At 69.6% G+C, this 17,957-nt stretch carries 11 protein-coding genes; 8 read left to right on the top strand and 3 right to left on the bottom strand.

Annotated elements, in window-relative coordinates:
• The first annotated feature begins 204 nt into the window (after nucleotides 1-204).
• The 5 genes from fdnG to HRL51_RS06270 are packed head-to-tail and all read left to right on the top strand — an operon-like array spanning nucleotide 205 to nucleotide 7,209.
• On the top strand, nucleotides 205-3,435 hold the full coding sequence (fdnG, locus tag HRL51_RS06290) for a formate dehydrogenase-N subunit alpha (protein ID WP_172192666.1): 3,231 nt from the start codon (nucleotides 205-207) through the stop codon (nucleotides 3,433-3,435).
• Nucleotides 3,432-4,475, top strand: a complete 1,044-nt coding sequence (locus HRL51_RS06285) for a 4Fe-4S dicluster domain-containing protein (RefSeq protein ID WP_172120106.1) — start codon at nucleotides 3,432-3,434, stop codon at nucleotides 4,473-4,475. The genes fdnG and HRL51_RS06285 overlap by 4 nt, the downstream gene beginning before the upstream one ends.
• Nucleotides 4,472-5,542 carry an NrfD/PsrC family molybdoenzyme membrane anchor subunit gene (gene nrfD, locus HRL51_RS06280; protein WP_172192664.1) on the top strand — a complete coding sequence of 357 codons (1,071 nt, stop codon included), beginning with the start codon at nucleotides 4,472-4,474 and terminating at the stop codon, nucleotides 5,540-5,542. Before HRL51_RS06285 ends, nrfD begins: the two co-directional genes overlap by 4 nt.
• Nucleotides 5,542-6,390 carry a formate dehydrogenase accessory sulfurtransferase FdhD gene (gene fdhD, locus HRL51_RS06275; protein ID WP_172192662.1) on the top strand — a complete coding sequence of 283 codons (849 nt, stop codon included), beginning with the start codon at nucleotides 5,542-5,544 and terminating at the stop codon, nucleotides 6,388-6,390. The genes nrfD and fdhD overlap by 1 nt, the downstream gene beginning before the upstream one ends.
• Nucleotides 6,391-6,399: 9 nt before the next feature.
• On the top strand, nucleotides 6,400-7,209 hold the full coding sequence (locus HRL51_RS06270) for an MBL fold metallo-hydrolase (protein WP_172192660.1): 810 nt from the start codon (nucleotides 6,400-6,402) through the stop codon (nucleotides 7,207-7,209).
• 108 nt (nucleotides 7,210-7,317) lie between these two features.
• Here HRL51_RS06270 and HRL51_RS06265 read toward each other — a convergent pair whose 3' ends face one another.
• Together HRL51_RS06265 and HRL51_RS06260 are read right to left on the bottom strand one after the other, a co-directional pair.
• The gene (locus HRL51_RS06265) at nucleotides 7,318-8,508 is read right to left on the bottom strand and encodes a hypothetical protein (protein WP_172192658.1); all 1,191 of its coding nucleotides are present in this window, start codon (nucleotides 8,506-8,508) and stop codon (nucleotides 7,318-7,320) included.
• Nucleotides 8,509-8,765: 257 nt separating this feature from the next.
• The gene (locus tag HRL51_RS06260; RefSeq protein ID WP_172192656.1) at nucleotides 8,766-9,917 is read right to left on the bottom strand and encodes a hypothetical protein; all 1,152 of its coding nucleotides are present in this window, start codon (nucleotides 9,915-9,917) and stop codon (nucleotides 8,766-8,768) included.
• Between the two features lie 206 nt (nucleotides 9,918-10,123).
• On the opposite strand from HRL51_RS06260, the gene hisS reads away from it, so the two are divergent.
• From hisS to HRL51_RS06245, 3 genes are read left to right on the top strand one after another with little or no spacing between them, the layout of a single operon-like run.
• Nucleotides 10,124-11,527, top strand: coding sequence for a histidine--tRNA ligase (gene hisS, locus HRL51_RS06255; protein WP_172192654.1), 1,404 nt, complete (start codon nucleotides 10,124-10,126; stop codon nucleotides 11,525-11,527).
• Nucleotides 11,520-13,229 (top strand): dynamin family protein, encoded by a 1,710-nt coding sequence (locus tag HRL51_RS06250; protein ID WP_172192652.1) that lies wholly within the window; start codon nucleotides 11,520-11,522, stop codon nucleotides 13,227-13,229. Before hisS ends, HRL51_RS06250 begins: the two co-directional genes overlap by 8 nt.
• Nucleotides 13,226-14,881, top strand: a complete 1,656-nt coding sequence (locus HRL51_RS06245; protein WP_172192650.1) for a GTPase — start codon at nucleotides 13,226-13,228, stop codon at nucleotides 14,879-14,881. The genes HRL51_RS06250 and HRL51_RS06245 overlap by 4 nt, the downstream gene beginning before the upstream one ends.
• Nucleotides 14,882-14,964: 83 nt before the next feature.
• On the opposite strand, the gene HRL51_RS06240 is transcribed toward HRL51_RS06245, so the two are convergent.
• Nucleotides 14,965-17,562, bottom strand: a complete 2,598-nt coding sequence (locus HRL51_RS06240) for a DEAD/DEAH box helicase (RefSeq protein WP_194256513.1) — start codon at nucleotides 17,560-17,562, stop codon at nucleotides 14,965-14,967.
• Nucleotides 17,563-17,957 lie beyond the last annotated feature (395 nt).

Below are 17,957 nucleotides of genomic sequence, written 5' to 3'. Positions count from 1 at the left end.
CCTGTCTTTCTAAATTCGCTCCTGTCGCGGTCGGTAGCCCGTGTGACGATCGCGGGGCCAGACAGCGTGATCCCGGGCCAGAACAGCGACAGGCGCACCGTGATCGCCCAAAGCGCCACATGAAGGGGACCTGCGCCCTACGGTGGCCTCAGGAGGTACAGGCCCCGCCTCGCTCTGTACACCACTCTCGACCCGGAGGTCCCCATGGCACAGCTGCCAACTCTCCTGGACTGGCCCGTCGTCCGTCAGGTCGTCTCCGGCGACTTCCTGGGACGCGGACGCTCGGTCACCTCACCGACCACCAAGGCCGTCCAGGCCCGCACCGAGACGGCCGACCGCGTGGTGCGCTCGGTGTGCCCGTACTGCGCAGTGGGCTGCGGACAGCTCATCTACGTCAAGGACGACAAGATCATCCAGATCGAGGGTGACCCGCAGTCCCCAGTCAGCCGCGGCCGGCTGTGCCCCAAGGGGTCAGCCTCGGAGCAGCTGGTCAACTCGCCCACACGCATCGGGACCGTCCGCTACCGCCGTCCCTACTCCACGCAGTGGGAGGACCTGGACCAGGACACGGCGATCGACATGATCGCCGACCGTTATATCGACACGCGCAGGCGAACCTGGCAGGAGTCTGATGACGCCGGTCACACCGACCTGCACCGCACGCTCGGGATCGCCCACCTGGGAGGCGCTGCCCTGGACAATGAGGAGAACTACCTCATGAAGAAGCTGTACACGGCTTCGGGCGTCGTCCAGGTGGAGAACCAGGCACGCATCTGCCACTCAGCCACGGTGCCGGGTCTGACTGGCTCCTTCGGGCGCGGCGGCTCGACCCTGTCCCTGCAGGACATCGCCAACGCTGACCTGGTCATCATCGAGGGCTCGAACTTCGCCGAGGCCCACCCGGTGGGCTTCCAGTGGGTCGTCGAGGCCAAGAAGCGTGGAGCCACCGTGATCCACATCGACCCCCGCTTCTCGCGCACCTCCGCCCAGGCTGACCGGCACATCCCCATTCGCACGGGCAGCGACGTCGCCCTGCTGGGCGCGGTCATCAACCGGGTCCTGAGCGAGGACCTGTGGTTCAAGGACTACGTCCTGACCTTCACCAACGCCACCTCCGTCGTCTCGGAGCGCTACGCCGACCCTGAGGACCTGGACGGTCTGTTCTCCGGCTACGACGAGGAGACCGGCACCTACGACGCCTCGACCTGGGAGTACGAGGCCGACGACGGCCAGGACGGTGACCCGATGCGCCGCTCGCGCATCAAGACCGACCCCACGCTCACCAATCCTCGGTGCGTTCTCAACCTGCTGCGGCGCCACTTCGCCCGCTACACTCCCGAGCTCGTCCAGGAGATCTGCGGCATCAGCCAGGAGGACCTGGACTACCTGGTCGACGCCGTCGTGGCCAACTCCGGCCGTGAGCGCACCACCACCTTCTGCTACGCACTGGGATGGACCCAGCACACCGGTGGGGCCCAGATGATCCGGGCCGCCGGCATCCTCCAGCTGCTCATGGGCAACATGGGACGCCCGGGCGGCGGGATCATGGGCCTGCGGGGGCACACCTCGATCCAGGGGTCGACCGACATCCCCACGCTCTTCCACATCCTGCCCGGCTACCTGCCGATGCCGGTGGCAGGAAGGTCAGACACCCTCGAGCAGTACCTGGCCGGAGTGTCCTCCACCGAGCAGAAGGGCAGCTGGGCGGCGGCGAAGGCCTACACCGTCAGCCTGCTCAAGGCCTGGTGGGGTGAGTCCGCCACGCCGGACAACGACTTCCACTTCGGTGAGCTGCCGCGGCTCACCGGTGCGCACGGGACCTACCAGACCGTCCTGCGCATGATGGACGGCGGGGTCGAGGGCTACTTCGTCATCGGTCAGAACCCGGCTGTGGCCCAGGCGCACTCGCGGCTGCAGCGCCTGGCGCTGTCCAGGCTCAAGTGGCTCGTGGTGCGTGACCTGCGTGAGACCGAGACCTCGAGCTTCTGGCGGGACGCTCCTGAGATCGAGACCGGCGAGCTGGTGACGGAGGAGATCGGCACAGAGGTCTTCCTCATGCCCGCCGCCTCCCACGCGGAGAAGGCCGGCACCTTCACCAACACCCACCGTCTGGTCCAGTGGCGTCACAAGGCCGCCGACGCCCCTGGCGTCGGTATCTCGGACCTGCAGTTCTACTACCTGCTGGGCAAGCGCATCCAGGACAAGCTCGCTGGCTCCACCGACCCGGTGGACCGCCTCCTGCTGGACATGACCTGGGACTACCTCACCGACGCCGAGGGCGAGATCGACCCGGAGTCGGTGGTGGCCGAGATCAACGGGTACCACCTGGAGGGGGAGAGGAAGGGCCAGCCGCTGAGCGCCTACGCCGACCTCAAGGACGACGGCACCACCTCAGCGGGGTGCTGGCTCTACACCGGCATCTACGCCGGTGGCGTCAATCACGCGGCCCGGCGTCCTGACCGGGGCGAGCAGGACGGCCCCCTGGCGCACAACTGGGCCTGGGCGTGGCCGGCCAACAACCGCATCATGTACAACCGGGCCTCGGCTGACGCTCAGGGCCGTCCGTGGTCCGAGCGCAAGAAGCTGGTGTGGTGGGACGAGGAGTCTGAGCGCTGGGTCGGCGACGACGTCCCTGACTTCCCTGCGACCAAGGCGCCCGACTACGTCGCGCCCCAGGACGTGCACGGCCTGGCCGGCCTGGACGGGACCGACGCCTTCACCGCCCAGGCTGACGGCAAGGCCTGGCTCTTCGCTCCCAGGGGCCTGGTCGACGGCCCCTTCCCGACCCACTACGAGCCGCAGGAGTCGCCGCTGGCCAACCCCTTGTACGACCTGCAGGCCAACCCCACCCGCGAGAACTTCGACCGGGCGGACAACCTCTTCGCTCCGTCGGCTGACCAGCCGGGTGCGGAGGTCTACCCGTACGTGCTCACGACCTACCGTCTGACCGAGCACTACACCTCCGGCGGCATGACCCGCACTCTGCCCTACCTCGCGGAGCTCCAGCCCGCCATGTTCTGCGAGGTCGACCGCGAGCTGGCTGCGGACAAGGGCCTGGACAACGGCGGGTGGGCGACGCTCGTCTCACCGCGTGGGGTCATCGAGGCCCGGGTGCTGGTGACTGACCGTTTCACCCCGCTTCAGGTGGGTGGTCGTACGGTCCACCAGATCGGCATGCCCTTCCACTGGGGCAATGGCGTGACCTCCATCACTACCGGTGACTCGGCCAACGACCTGCTGGGCATCGTGCTGGACGCCAACACCCACATCCAGGACTCCAAGGCCTCGACGGTCGATATCCGCCCGGGCAGGCGTCCTACAGGGCCAGCACGTCTGGAGCTCATGCGTGAGTACCAGCGTCGTGCCGGCCTGACCCCCACCACCGGCCAGGACCCGCTGGGCAGCCTGGCGACCGCATCCGGGAGCATCGCATGAGCATCTTTCGCAACCAGCTGCACGGCCCGACCGACCCGCTGCGCGACGTCGGGTACGGACGCGAGCACAAGAGGCAGGGCTTCTTTACCGACACCTCCATCTGCATCGGCTGCAAGGCCTGTGAGGTGGCCTGCAAGGAGTGGAACCGTGTCCCGGCCCGCCAGGAGCACGAGCACGGCAACACCTTCTCCGGCAACTCCTTCGACAACACCTACCACCTGGGCGCCAACCAGTGGCGCCACGTGGCCTTCGTCGAGCAGACCAGCCAGCAGGTCGCCGCAGCCCGACGCTCCGGCGTGGTCGCCCTGGGCATGCCTGGTCACCGGCCCGGCTGGGCCGAGCAGGAGGGGACGACGGCGGACGGCTCAGTACCCGGTCAGGGCGCTGAGCCGGGCCAAGGCGGCCAGGAGCCTCAGGGACTGCCGGCCGTGCGCTGGCTCATGAGCTCGGACGTGTGCAAGCACTGCACCCACGCCGGCTGCCTGGACGTGTGCCCCACCGGGGCTCTGTTCCGCAGCGAGTTCGGCTCCGTCGTCGTCCAGGCTGACGTGTGCAACGGCTGCGGGTACTGCGTGGCCGCGTGCCCCTTCGGCGTCATCGACCGTCGTGAGAAGGGCACCATCACGATCGGCGGGCACAGCGAGGAGATCCCCAACGGCGGCGTCGCCCAGAAGTGCACGCTGTGCTACGACCGCCTCAAGGCGGGCAAGAAGCCGGCCTGCGCGACCAACTGCCCCACCGAGTCCATCCAGTTCGGTGACCACGACGAGATGGTGCGTCGCGCCCGGGCCCGGCTGGCCGAGCTCCACGCCCAGGGTCACACCGAGGCACGGCTGTACGGCGCCAACCCGGAGGACGGGGTGGGGGGCACCGGCTCGATCTTCCTGCTCATGGACGAGCCGGAGGCCTACGGCCTGCCGCCGGACCCGCAGGTCCCTACGGCAGACCTGGCCTCTATGTTCAACTTCGCCGGCGTCGCGGGCACGGCCATGATCGCCACGGCCCTCGGCATGTTCATCGCTCACGGGAGGCAGAAGTGACCGTCACAGACCTCGATTCCCTGCGTCCGCCCGTGCCTGCGCGCGACGGGAGGAAACGGCGCCGCAAGGCCGTCGGTCCGGACTCGATGGTGCCCGAGGCCGACTTCATCTCCTACTACGGGCAGAACATCGTCAAGCCCGCACCCTGGGAGGAGGAGATCGCGCTCTACCTCTTCTTCGGTGGCATGGCGGCTGGCTCCGGTCTCATCGGTGCTGGCGCGGACATCACGCACCGTCACTCCCTGCGGCGCGTGGCGCGTATCGCGGGACTGGGCTCACTGGGCGTCGGTGCTACTGCCCTGGTCATCGACCTGGGCCGGCCCGAGCGCTTCCTCAACATGATGCGCACCGCCAAGCTCACCAGCCCCATGAGCGTGGGCTCGTGGATCCTCACGGGATTCTCGGTCTTCACCGGGGGAGCAGCAGCCCTGGAGATCGTCCAGCCCTGGCTGCGGCGTGAGTCGTGGTGGCGTGAGCTGGTCGACGTGTCCTCCATCTTCGCCTCGGCCGGGGCAGCGTTCTTCGCCCCGCCCCTGGCTGCCTACACCGCGGTGCTCTTCTCCGACACCGCCACGCCGCTGTGGCACCAGTCTTACCGTGAGATGCCCTTCCTCTTCGTGGCCTCTGGCCAAGGGGCGGGATGCGGCCTCAACCTCCTGCTCAACAAGCCCTCCGAGACCGCGCCGGTACGGCGCCTGGCCGCCGTGGCCGCCGCCTGCGACCTGGTGGCTGACCACATGATGGAGCGGCGTCTGGGTGAGGAGGGCCAGCCCTTGCATGAGGGAAGGGCTGGCGCCCTGCACAAGGCCGCGAAGGCGCTGACCACCCTGGGCGGGGTGGGTGCGCTGTTTGCCGGACGCAACCGTGGTGTGGCCGCCCTGTCCGGTGCGGCCCTCATCGCCGGAAGCGCCTGCACCCGCTTCGCGATCTACTACGCGGGGCTGGAGAGCGCCAAGGACCCTGTCTACACCGTGCGGCCCCAGCGCCGCCGCTTCATGGACAAGCTGGTGCAGGGACGCTCGGTCACCGAGCCAGGGGGCGAGTGGCCCGAGGACTCGATCTTCTGATGTCGAGGCTGACCTCGCGTCACCGCATCCTGGCTGTCGACGCCGACCACCCCTCCGGGTGGGGCCGGGTGGACACGCTCAGCGTCGAGGAGCCGCTGGAGATCCGCGTGGGTGGTGAGCCCTACACGGTCACCATGCGCACTCCCGGCCACGACGTCGAGCTCGCGCAGGGCCTGCTCGCCGCCGAGGGCGTCATCACCACGCTGGAGGACGTGCGAACGGCGCGCTACTGTGCGGGCTCGGTCACGGACGACGCCACCGGCCGGCCCGTCAACACCTACAACGTCCTGGACCTGCGTCTGGCACCGGGGGTGGAGGTCCCGCCTGAGCGCCTGCGACAGGTAGTCACCTCCTCCGCCTGCGGAGTGTGCGGGACCCAGTCGGTCGACCTGCTGCGTACCCAGGTGCCCTGGGACCTGCACGCTGACCACGTCCAGGTCGGGGCGGCCACCGTGCTGGCGATGCCCAGGGCGCTGCGCGAGGCCCAGAAGGTGTTCTCCTCCACCGGGGGCCTGCACGGCGTCGCGCTCTTTGACGCCTCGGGACGGCTCCTGGTGGCACGCGAGGACGTGGGAAGGCACAACGCCACGGACAAGGTCGTGGGCTGGGCGATGCAGCAGGGACTGCGTCCGGCGCGCGGCACGGTGCTCTTCGTCTCCGGCCGCACCAGCTTTGAGCTGGCCCAGAAGGCAGCCATGGCCGGCGTCCCCGTCCTGGCCGGGATCAGCGCCCCGTCATCGCTGGCTGTCGAGGTCGCCCAGGAGGTCGGCATGACCTTGATCGGCTTCGTGCGCGGCGAGCGGATGAACGTCTACACCCATCCCGAGCGGATCATGCTGCCCGGCTAGGCTGGGGTCATGATCCTTGAGCGCACCCTCGCTGCTGTCTTCGGCGCCAACTGCTACGTGCTGGCTGACGGGCCCGGACACCCGGCCCTCGTCGTCGACCCCGGCGCCGGTGCCACGCGCGGCGCCCTGGCCCTGCTGCGCTCCCACGGCCTGAGCCTGGGGGCGGTCCTGCTCACCCACGGCCACGCCGACCACGTCTGGGACGCACAGCGGCTCATCGACGCCGCCCACGCAGAGGGGATGCTCGCCAGCCAGGACGCGGTGACCGTCCCGGTCTACGTCCCTGAGCCCGACCGCTACCGTCTGGAGGACCCCGACACGACGACGGCGATCCGGGCCAACGGGATGACCTTCGCCCAGATCGCCTCCAGCCCGTGGCTGGCTCCGAGCGACGTGCGCATCCTTCCCGCCTCCGCCTTCACCCAGGCCTTTGAGATCGTGCCAGGAGTCGGGCTCCAGGCGGTGGCCGCCCCGGGGCACTCGGAGGGCTCCAGCCTGTTCTTCCTCAACGCCACCCTGGGCGACAACGACCTGCTCTACGAGGCTGAGGTCCTGGACGACCCCTCGACGGTGGAGGAGAAGAGCTACCTCCTGGCCCTGAGCGGGGACGTCATCTTCAAGGGCAGCGTGGGGCGGACTGACCTGCCCGGCGGGGACCAGGTCCAGATGTGGGCCACGCTGCGCTTCCTCGCCGCGGCGGTGGATCCTGCCACGGTGCTCCTGCCAGGGCACGGGGCGGTGACGACGATGGAGCACGAGCACCGCGGCAACCCCTACCTGGCCGAGGCCAAGGTCCGCGGCGGGGACCGGCACGCCTGACCAGAGACGGGAGGAGCAGAGTAGTACGCGTTGCTGGAGGTCATATACGTCAGAGGCGGTGCCTGCGCGCTTACAGGCACCGCCCCTGACCATGAGGACGAGCAGGTCCTACATGATGCCGTCGCGGTAGCGCCGCCACAGGTAGTCATCAAGGTCCGGTGCGCCTGGCTGGGGCGTGATCGTCGAGGAGGTATTCCTAGCCATGTGGTTGCCCCACTCGTGCGACCAGATCATCTCGGAGGTGGTGATGGGCGTGTAGTCGCGCTCATCGTGGCCCGAGTAGGTGAAGATCTCCCGGCGCCCGCTCCCGATACCAGTCGTGACAGTCAGGTCGTGGTAGTTGCGCAAGCCCGTCGCATAGATCTCCGCGTTGCGCAGGAAGTCATCCGGTGTGGAGAACCACCTGCTGACGCGGGCGTCATAGGCGGCCCGGTAGCAGCTGTTGACCTGCTCGTCGGACAGCTCCGGGTGGGATGCCTTGGCGGCGGTCATCACGGCCTCCCACGTCATCGGCTGGAACCCACGGGGACGGATACCCTGGGAGACGTAGATCGTCCCTCCGTCGTACGAGCCGTCCCTGAGCTGGTAGGCGAACAGGGTGACCACACGCCCGGGCCTGTTGCTCGACGTACTCGTGTGCGCGAACTGATAGCTGAGGTAGCCTCGGCCGCTTGAGTCCGTGACACACGCGCCCTCTTCCTCGGTCACGGCAGAACGCCCGAGATTCTTGAAGGTCTCGGGGTTCACCAGGTGGCCGTAAGATGAGGACATGTTGAAGTCACGCTGGTTGCCCGTGCAGGTGTAGACCTGCTTGGGCTCCCTGCCTGCCTCGGCAATCGGGGAACCCACGGCAACACCCTGAGGGTGCCAGGTCTGCCGAACATTTGTGCTATCCGTGCTGGGATCGGTGTTCTTCGGGTACGGCGGGTAGTAGGTGTCAATCGCGACACCATCGCCCAGGCCGACGTTCATGACGCCGACCTCCCAGATGAAGGGATGGGCCTCCAGGTCAACCTCACGCTCCCCGATGTTGCTGAACAGGGTGCCGGGATTGTGAAGGGCTCCGTTCTTGTTGATGGTCGCCATGTGGGCGACGGCCCACTTGATGCCCGTCATGTCAGGCAGGGCGGCCTTGTAGACAGCGAACCACGCCTCGACCTCTGACGTGGCTGTGGCAACAATGCCGGGCGGGCAGGCCTCAGAGGAGGCAGCGAGCGCGGGCGCTGCAGCTGCCAGCGAGACCGCCGGCACGCTCCAGGCGGCGCCTTTGGCAAGAGTTCGACGAGAAACGGGGGACATAGCAGGTCTTCCTCAGTCTCGGGAGATGGGTTATCAGTACGGCAAGGGCAGGCTATCATTGACAGCCGGCACCACCAGCACTCTATGGGAAGACCTGCTAAGTCGCATAGAGTGCTGGTGGCTGTCTCATACCCTAGATCCCTCACATCCTGACAACCGTCAGGTGCTCGTGAGGAAGGGACAATCTGTCTCGCGTCCCCGCCATGATATGGCGGGGGGGGGGATGTCAAGTTCGGCTTTGCCTCCCTGCTCAGGCCTTAGATGATCCCGTCGCGGTGGCGCAGCTCGGTGACGGACTGGGTCTTGGAGCTGGTCTTGACGAGTGTGGGGCTCCACTGCGCAACGGACGTGATCCGGTCCTGACGGGCCTCGTCACCGCCGGACATGAAGCTTCCCACCTCGTGAGACCAAGTCCACATGTTTCCGTCAGTGGGGTGTGTCCAGCCCGCGACGTCCGCGTCGGGGTCAAAGAAACGAGACCAGCCCGCAATACTAACTTTTGCGCCGGCCAGGCTCTCGCCACTGGCGTACCACTGCTCAGCCCGGGCGTCATAGGCCTGGCGGTAGCAGCCGGCCACGTCCTCCTCGCTGAGGTTGGGATACTTCCACGTGACGGCGGAGACGAGCTCCTCCCAGCTCGGAGGGTAGTAGCCACGCACGCGCATGCCCGAGGCAACGTAGATCCGCCCCGTCCCTGTCCCTGAGGCGCTGCCGTCGCGCAGGCGGTAGGCCAGCACGTTGACCCGCTCGTCGGGCATCACGGTGCGACGGAACACCAGTGCGTACCCGTACGCGCCGCCGCTGTCAGGCATGCAGGTCGCATACTCCTCGCCCAGCTCCGCGAACCCCTTCTCGCGAAGGAGCTCACCGGTGACGGGGTTGCGCACGTCCAGGTAGCTGGAGCCGAAGGACAGGTCGCGGCGTTCCACGGCCTTGAGGTCAGAGCTGCACTGGCCAACGAAGGCGGCGTCTGCCGGTTCCGTGGTGTTGTTGCCTGCGGGATTCCACGGGACGTTGATGGCCTCACGGTTAGCGGCGATCGGCCCAGAGATCTGTGCATCCTTGAACGTCGTGTTGACCGCCGGGGAGGTGTCCACGTGCTTGAAGCCGAAGTCGATGCGCAAGGGGAAGGTGGAGGCGTCAACCCCCACGGTGCCACGGTTGACGAGGTGGAGTGAGTTCTCGCCGCCAGCGCCGTTGAGGTGGCCAGCGCTGTGGAAGCTGAAGACGAGGTCGACCCCCTCCATGCTGGGCAGCCGGCTCTTGTGGGCCTTGAAGACGGCTTCCACATCATCTCTCACGGATGGCGGGCATGAGAGCGCGGTAGCCGGCGCTGCCGCAGCGAAGGCGACGGCGGGCACGCTCCAGGCGGCACCTCGGGCAAGAGCGCGACGGGAGACAGGGGACATACGAGTCGATCCTCACGGGGTCTGGGAGATGACGTGTGCGTACGATGGCCGACTTCGCGACTGCGCAACACGGCCTCGTCGCCGTCACGATATGGCGGGGGGGGGGATGTCAAGTCGTCATTGAAGGACATGAAGGAGGTGGGCTGCGGTGGTCCCAGGTGGTGTCCGTGACAGTGCGCGTGGGCCCCACGTGGAACCGTGGAACAATGCCGTCCATGGCCTCATCCGTATCTGCGCGCCCAGCCCAGTCCACCCTGTCCGGCTTCCCCGAGTGGCTTCCCGCCGGACGCGTCATCGAGCAGCACTTCATCGACACCCTGAGGCACACCTTCGAGCTCCACGGCTACAGCGGCATCGAGACCCGCGCGGTGGAGCCCCTGGCCCAGCTGACGAAGAAGGGGGAGACCTCCAAGGAGGTCTACCTCCTGTCCCGGCTGCAGGCTGATCCCACCGAGCGGGAGCAGGAGGTCGACCCGGCCAGGCAGCTGGGCCTGCACTTCGACCTCACCGTGCCCTTCGCCCGCTACGTCGTCGACAACGCCGGCCTCCTGCACTTCCCCTTCAAGCGCTACCAGATCCAGAAGGTCTGGCGCGGCGAGCGTCCCCAGGAGGGACGCTTCCGTGAGTTCTACCAGGTCGACATCGACGTCGTCGGTGACGGCACCCTGCCGCTGCACTATGACGTCGAGGCCCCGCTCATCATGCACGAGGCCCTGTCCGCCCTGCCGGTCCCGGCGGTGACCGTCCACGTGTCCAACCGCAAGGTGGCCCAGGGCTTCTACCAGTCGATCGGTATCAGCGACGACCAGCTGATCGAGGTCCTGCGCGTGGTCGACAAGCTCGACAAGATCGGCCCCGAGGCCGTGGCGGCCGAGCTGGTCGAGGTTGTCGGGACCACGCAGGCCCAGGCTGAGTCGGCTCTGCGCCTGGCCACGATCTGCTCCTCGGACCCGCAGGCGGTGCGCGAGGCAGTGACCCAGGCCCTGGACGGCGCTGAGCCCACCGAGCTGCTGGTGACCGGTCTGGACGAGCTGTCCACCCTGCTGGAGACCGCGGCCCGGCGTCGTCCCGGCGCGATCGTGGCCGACCTCAAGATCGCCCGCGGCCTGGACTACTACACCGGCACGGTCTACGAGTCCTTCATGGAAGGGGCTGAGGACCTGGGATCGGTGTGCTCGGGAGGGCGCTACGACTCCCTGGCCTCCAACGGCAAGCGCACCTTTCCCGGGGTCGGTATCTCGATCGGTCTGTCTCGCCTGCTCTCGCGCGTCATCGCTGACGAGCTGGTCGAGGTCAGTCGGGCCGTCCCGACGGCCGTCCTCGTCGCCGTGACCGACGAGGAGCACAGAGCCGCCTCGGACGCTGTGGCGGACGCGCTGCGTGCACGCGGCGTCCCCACCGACGTGGCGCCGACGGCGGCCAAGTTCGGTAAGCAGATCAAGTTCGCCGACAAGCGCGGCATCCCCTTCGTCTGGTTCCCGGGAACCGACGGCGAGGAGGACTCGGTCAAGGACATCCGCTCCGGCGAGCAGGTCCCGGCCGACGCCCGTACCTGGGTCCCGGCCGACCAGGCGGACCTGCGTCCCCGGCTGCGGGTACGCGGTGACTGAGACGCTGATCGGGGCTGTCGAGCAGCTGCGGTCCCGGCTGGCGACGGTCGAGCTGCCCTACCAGCTGCCGACGAGGCAGCACGCGACCGAGCGTGCCCGGCAGGTGGCCGATCAGCTCTCGGACTACGTCCTGCCCCGGTTGGAGTCCCTGGACGCCCCGGTGCTCGCCGTCGTCGGAGGCTCGACGGGTGCGGGCAAGTCCACCCTCGTCTCCTCCCTCGTCGGGCGGCCGGTCGTCGCCTCCTCCGCGATCCGTCCCACCACACGCCGGCCCGTGCTCCTTCACGCCCCGGGTGAGGGGCACTGGTTCGAGACTGACCGGGTGCTCGGCTCCCTGGCCCGTGTACGCGTGGAGGCACAGGCCCCGGCCACCCCGCCGGCCTCGGTGACGGCCCGCGAGCTGGAGCTGCGGGAGTCGGACTGGCTGGTCCCAGGCCTCGCGCTGCTGGACGCCCCGGACGTCGACTCCGTGGCTGACGACAACCGGGCGCTGGCCACCGCCCTGCTGGCCAGCGCCGACCTGTGGGTCTTCGTCACCACCGCGGCCCGCTACGCCGACGCCGTGCCCTGGCACCACCTGCGTCAGGCCGCTGCCAGGGACGTCACGGTGGCGATCGTGCTCAACCGGGTGCCGCCGGAGGCCGACGAGGTCGAGGCGGACCTGCGTCGTCGCCTGGGTGAGGCAGGTCTGGGGCAGGCCCCGGTCTTCGTCATCGGCCAGGCCGAGCGAGACGAGCAAGGGCTCCTTGCCTCCGAGGTGGTCAGGCCCGTGGGGCAGTGGCTGGGTCGCCTGGCTGCTGACGCCCAGGCTCGCCGGCAGCTGTCCGGACGGACGGTACGCGGCGCCCTCCAGGCGGCAGCGGAGGAGACCGAGGAGGTCGCTCGCGCCCTGGAGGATCAGGAGGCCGAGCACGACCTGCTCCAGGACGCCGCCAGACAGGCCTATGAACGGGCGAGTGAGCAGGTGGCGATCACCATCGCTGACGGCACGCTGCTGCGCGGCGAGGTCCTGGCCCGTTGGCAGGACCTGGTGGGGACCGGCGAGCTGCTGCGGGGTCTGGAGAGACAGGTCAGCAGGCTGCGCGACCGCCTGGGTGCGGCGCTGCGGGGGCGTCCGGCCCCGGCAGCACAGGCTGAGGAGGCGATCGAGTCCAGCGTGGTGCGCCTGCTGGTCTCCCAGCTGGGACAGGCTGCGCTGGAGACTGACCGAGCCTGGAGACGAGCCGGCAGCGCGCCGGCGGCCGTGGAGGAGCTGAGCACGCTCCTGCCGACGTCCGAGGAGCTGAGCGAGCGTGCGGGAGCACTGGTGCGTGACTGGCAGGCCGGCGTCCTGGAGATGGTGCGGGCGGAGGGCTCCAGCCGTCGTCTGACGGCTCGGGTGCTCTCCTTCGGCGTGGGAGCCGTCGGGGTCGCGCTCATGGTGGTCGTCTTCGCCCACACCGGGGGCCTGAGCGGGGGAGAGGTCGGGATCGCCGGCGGCACCGCCCTGGTCGCCCAACGACTGCTGGAGGCCGTCTTCGGGGACCAGGCGATGCGGACCATGGCCGCACGTGCCTACGAGGACCTCCTGGCCCGCACGGAGGAGCTGGCCCAGGAGCACTCTCAGGCGGTGCTGGGCACGCTGCCTCGGCCTGTGCCTGCCTCCGCCCAGCTGCGCCAGGACATGGAGCGGTTGCGCTCCAGGCTGGAGGAGCAGCGATGAGGCTCCGGCTCCAGGAGCAGCTGGAGGGCCTGGAACGGGTTGTGGCGCTAGGGCACAGCCTGGACCACACCCAGCTGGACGAGGCCCTGGCCCCAGCGCGCGAGCTGCTTGAGCGGGCCGGGCAGCGACAGCGGCTGGCGCCAGGAGCCTGTGTGGTCGCTCTGCTCGGAACGACCGGATCCGGAAAGTCCTCCTTGTTCAACGCCCTGGTCGGGACCGATGCCGCTCGTTCCTCGGCCCGCCGCCCGACGACGACGGCGCCCCTGGCCGCGGTGCCTCCGGGGGACCTGGGGCTCACCGAGCTGCTGGACTGGCTCAAGGTGGACCGACGGGTCGAGGTCACCGGTGCTGGCCTGGGACCGCGCACGGTCCTGCTCGACCTGCCTGACATCGACTCCGACGAGCCCGGGCACCGCCGTACGGCTGCGCGTCTGGCGGGCCTCGTCGACGTCCTGGTCTGGGTGCTGGACCCGCAGAAGTACGCCGACGCCGTCGTCCACCACGACTTCCTGGTGCCGATGGCAGCCCACGCGGAGGTCACCTGCCTCGTGCTCAACCAGGTCGACCTGCTCAGTAGCCAGGAGCAGGAGGACGTCCTGTCCCACCTCAGGTGCCTGCTGGACGACGAGGGACTGGAAGCGGTCTCGCCGGTCGCGCTCAGCGCGAGAACCGGTCAGGGCGTAGCGCGGTTGCGCGAGACGATCTGCCAGGTGGCTGCTCAGCAGGAGGCGGTGACGGCGCGACTGGATGCGGACGTGCGGACGACTGCGCGGAGCCTGGCCCATGAGCTTGGTACCGACACGATCCAGGACGATCGCGACGCGGACAGGGACGACGGGGTGCACCTCGGCCGGTCCCGGCTGGAGGAGACCGCTGCCCGGGCCAGCGGGGTGGAGACCGTCACGTGGGCCGTGGGCCGTGCGCGAGCCGCTGAGGCGGCCTCGCACGTCGGCTGGCTGCCGCTGCGGTGGCTAGGCCGGTTGCGCAAGGACCCGCTCCGCGCCCTGCACCTGGGAGCCGGCAGGAGCCTGACTCAGGGGGAGACGGGGTCCGGCCCAGACGAGGTCACTGGACGCAGCTCCCTGCCGCCGATCGACCCCGCGACGGCCGCGGAGCTGCGTACTCAGGCGCGCACCGTGACGGACCTGGCCTGTCGCAGCCTGCCTGAGCAGGCGCGCTCGGCGGTCATCGCTCATAGCGACGACCGCGCCCAGCGGCTCGGGGCCGCGCTGGACCTGGCGGTGAGTAGCACGCCGCTCGGAGTCGGTCCCGCACCTCGGTGGTGGCGTCTCGCCAGCGGGGTCCAGTGGCTGGCGGCCCTGACGGCCCTAGGAGGAGGTGCGTGGTTGGCAGCCACGCACCTGGCACGATGGCTGCTGCTCGTCGACCTTCAGCCCCCACGCTGGGGGATCGTGCCCTGGCCGGCGGTGGTACTCGTCGGCGGGGTCGTCCTAGGGCTGGCGGCCGCGGCGGCCGGCAGGTCCCTGGCGCGGCTGGGCGCGCGACGGGTACAGCGGCGGGCCGCGCGCAGGCTGCGTGAGGCCAGCGACGCCGTCGTGCGCAGGGACCTGCTCCAGCCTCTTCAGGCTGAGGTGAGGCAGTGGGAGGAGCTGTCGCGGCTCCTGGCTCAGCTGTCCTCATCGAGGCGCTAGGAGACGGAGCCGTCGGCGCAGCGCACAGACGGACGACGGCGGCCGGCCCCGTACGGGGCCGGCCGCCGTCCTAGCTCACGGGCCTACCAGCGGTCACGACCACGGTCCTGACGCCCGCCACGCCAGCCACCGCGCTCGCCGTCCTGGCGGCCCTCGCGGTACCCGCCGCGCTCAGAGCGGTCCGAGCGGTAGCCGCCGCGGCCTCCACGCTCGCCACGGTCCTGACGCCCGCCACGCCAGCCACCGCGCTCGCCGTCCTGGCGGCCCTCGCGGTACCCGCCGCGCTCAGAGCGGTCCGAGCGGTAGCCGCCGCGGCCTCCACGCTCGCCACGGTCCTGACGCCCGCCACGCCAGCCACCGCGCTCGCCGTCCTGGCGGCCCTCGCGGTACCCGCCGCGCTCAGAGCGGTCCGAGCGGTAGCCGCCGCGGCCTCCACGCTCGCCACGGTCCTGACGCCCGCCACGCCAGCCACCGCGCTCGCCGTCCTCACGGTGAGGACGCTCAGAGCGGCGCTGGCTGTGCTCGGAGGGAGCGTTGTCGCTGCCGTCCCAGCCCTGGCCCGGACCCTGGTCGGGGTGGATCCGCAGCTCACGGCCCCCGAAGGTGGCACGTCCCATGACCTGGAGCTGCTCATCGCTCAGCGGGGCGTGGATCTCGACCAGGGAGAAGGACTGGAGGATGTCGATCTTGCCGATGTCAGAGCCGGAGATCCCACCCTCGTTCGCCAGCGCCCCCACGATCGCTCCGGGCAGGACGCGGTCGCGGTGACCGACCTCGACGCGGTAGACCGTGCCGGTGCCGTCCTCGTGACGGCGTCCGCCACGGCTGGCACCGGGCTTGCCCTCGATCCGGTCGCGGCCGCGACCACGCTCACCACGGTCACGTCCGCCCTCAAAGGTGGCGGAGACGAAGGTGCCCTCGGAGTCGACGTTCTCCTCGCGACGCACGCGCTGGCGCGGTTCCTCCTTGCGCTCCTGCCAGGTCCTGGGGCCGGCGTCACCCACAGCGAGCGCCAGCAGCGTGGCCGCCAGGTCGCTCACCTCGATCTCCAGACCGGCTGCCTTGTCCTGGACCATCTCGGTGTACATCTCCAGCCGGCCGCGCTCGTGGCGCTCGGCCGCCTTGTCCAGCAGCGTGGCTGCACGGTGGCGTGAGACGTCCGCGGGGGAGGGCAGAGTGATCTCCTCCAGCCTGGTACCCGTCAGGCGCTCGATCTGACGAAGCTTGCCCTTCTCCTTGGGGGTCAGGAAGGTGACGGCCTCGCCGTGGCGCCCGGCGCGTCCGGTACGGCCGATGCGGTGGACGTAGGCCTCGGCCTCACGCGGTACGTCGAAGTTGACGACCAGTCCGATGCGGTCGACGTCCAGGCCGCGGGCTGCGACGTCCGTGGCCACCAGCACGTCCAGGGTGCCGGTACGCAGGCGCTCGACGAGGCGCTCGCGCTCGCGCTGGGGGACGTCACCAGAGATGGCAGCGGCCTGGATCCCCCGCCCTGCCAGCTCGATGGCCACGTCCTCGGCCGTGGACTTGGTGCGCACGAAGACGATGGCGGCCTCGGCCTCGGTGGTGGCCAGGACTCGGGAGACCGCGCCGACCTTGTGGCGGAAGGGGACGACGGCGTAGGTCTGGTGGACCGTGTCCACGGTGGAGGACTGGCGCGAGACCTCCACACGTGCCGGGTCGCTCAGGTGCTGACGCGCCACCGCCTGGATCGCCGGGGGCATCGTGGCGGAGAACAGCGCCGTGCGGCGGTCCGCGGGCAGGGAGGCGGCGATGGTCTCCACGTCCTCGGCGAAGCCCATGCGCAGCATCTCGTCAGCCTCGTCGAGCACGAAGTAGCGCACCTGCTCCAGGTGCAGGGCGCCCTTGTCGATGAGGTCGATGACGCGCCCAGGGGTGCCCACGACGACCTGTGCGCCCGACTTCAGGGCGCCGATCTGCGGACCGTAGGGGGCGCCGCCGTAGACGGCAACCACGTCCAGACCACGCGAGCGCGAGGCCATGTCCGTGATGGCCTCGGCGCTCTGCAGGGCCAGCTCACGCGTGGGCGCCAGGACCAGGGCCTGGACCTCGCCGTCACGGGCGTCGACGGCGTCGAGCAGCGGCAGGCCGAAGGCTGCGGTCTTGCCCGTGCCGGTCTGGGCCACGCCGACGACGTCACGGCCAGACAGCAGGACCGGGATCGCCTCGCGCTGGATCGCGGTGGGGGTGACGTACCCCATGTCGGTCACGGCCTTGAGCAGGTCCGCAGGCAGGCCGAGGTCGGCGAAGGTGACCTCCTCGGGGCTCCGGGCTGCGTCGTCGTCCTCCGCGGCCTCGTCCGCGGAGGTGGCCGAGGCGGTGGTAGGGGCGAAGGGAAGGTGGCCGTCGACCTCGTCCTCGTCCATCTCCTCTCCCTCAGCGTCGTCCTCGTCGAGGTCGCCCTCGTCCTCGGGGTCGTTCTCGGGCAGGTTCAGTTCGCCAGCGGTGTCGACGTCGTCAGGCTCGTCCTCAGACTCCACGAAGGAGTCGAGCTCCTCGTCCTCCGCGGTGGCAGGACCGGCCGGTGGCTCGGTGTCAGAGGCGCTCGGGGCCGAGGAGGCCCCAGCCACCTCGGCGTTGAACAGGTCGTCGAGGCTCAGAGGGCCGTCGCCCTGGCCGGAGGAGGCAGAAGATGCAGTGGACCCAGTGGTGCTACTCATTGATGTTCCCGTCTGTGGCCTGTAGGGGCCGGTCACGGAGTGTGGGGCAGGTCCCCTCGACCAGCCTCCTGCCGCGCCTCGCCCACCACACTCGCCCCGCACCAGGCCGTGGACGGCGGTGGCTGACGGGCTTGACGCACAGACTCACGGGTGTCCCTGCCCCGCCTCCAAGGACGGTGCAGGACCCGAACGGGGCTGACAGCACGGATCGCTCCTGCGTCGAAGGTTACGGGTCCGGGAGGTCAATGGCGAGGGCTGGCGCGCCGAACCGTCTCAGGTCACACGTGAGGCCGGACACCAGGTGAGGCGCTCCTAGGCGGCGCGTGAGCTCCTGTAAGATGCGTGAGCAGTGTCTCATGTCGTTCTCGGTGCTCATGCCGACCTGATACGGGAGG

The sequence above is a fragment of the Actinomyces faecalis genome (assembly GCF_013184985.2).
Lineage (GTDB): Bacteria > Actinomycetota > Actinomycetes > Actinomycetales > Actinomycetaceae > Actinomyces > Actinomyces faecalis.
The sequence above is the reverse complement of the archived record's forward strand: the minus strand, read 5'-3'. Positions and strand labels throughout refer to the sequence as shown.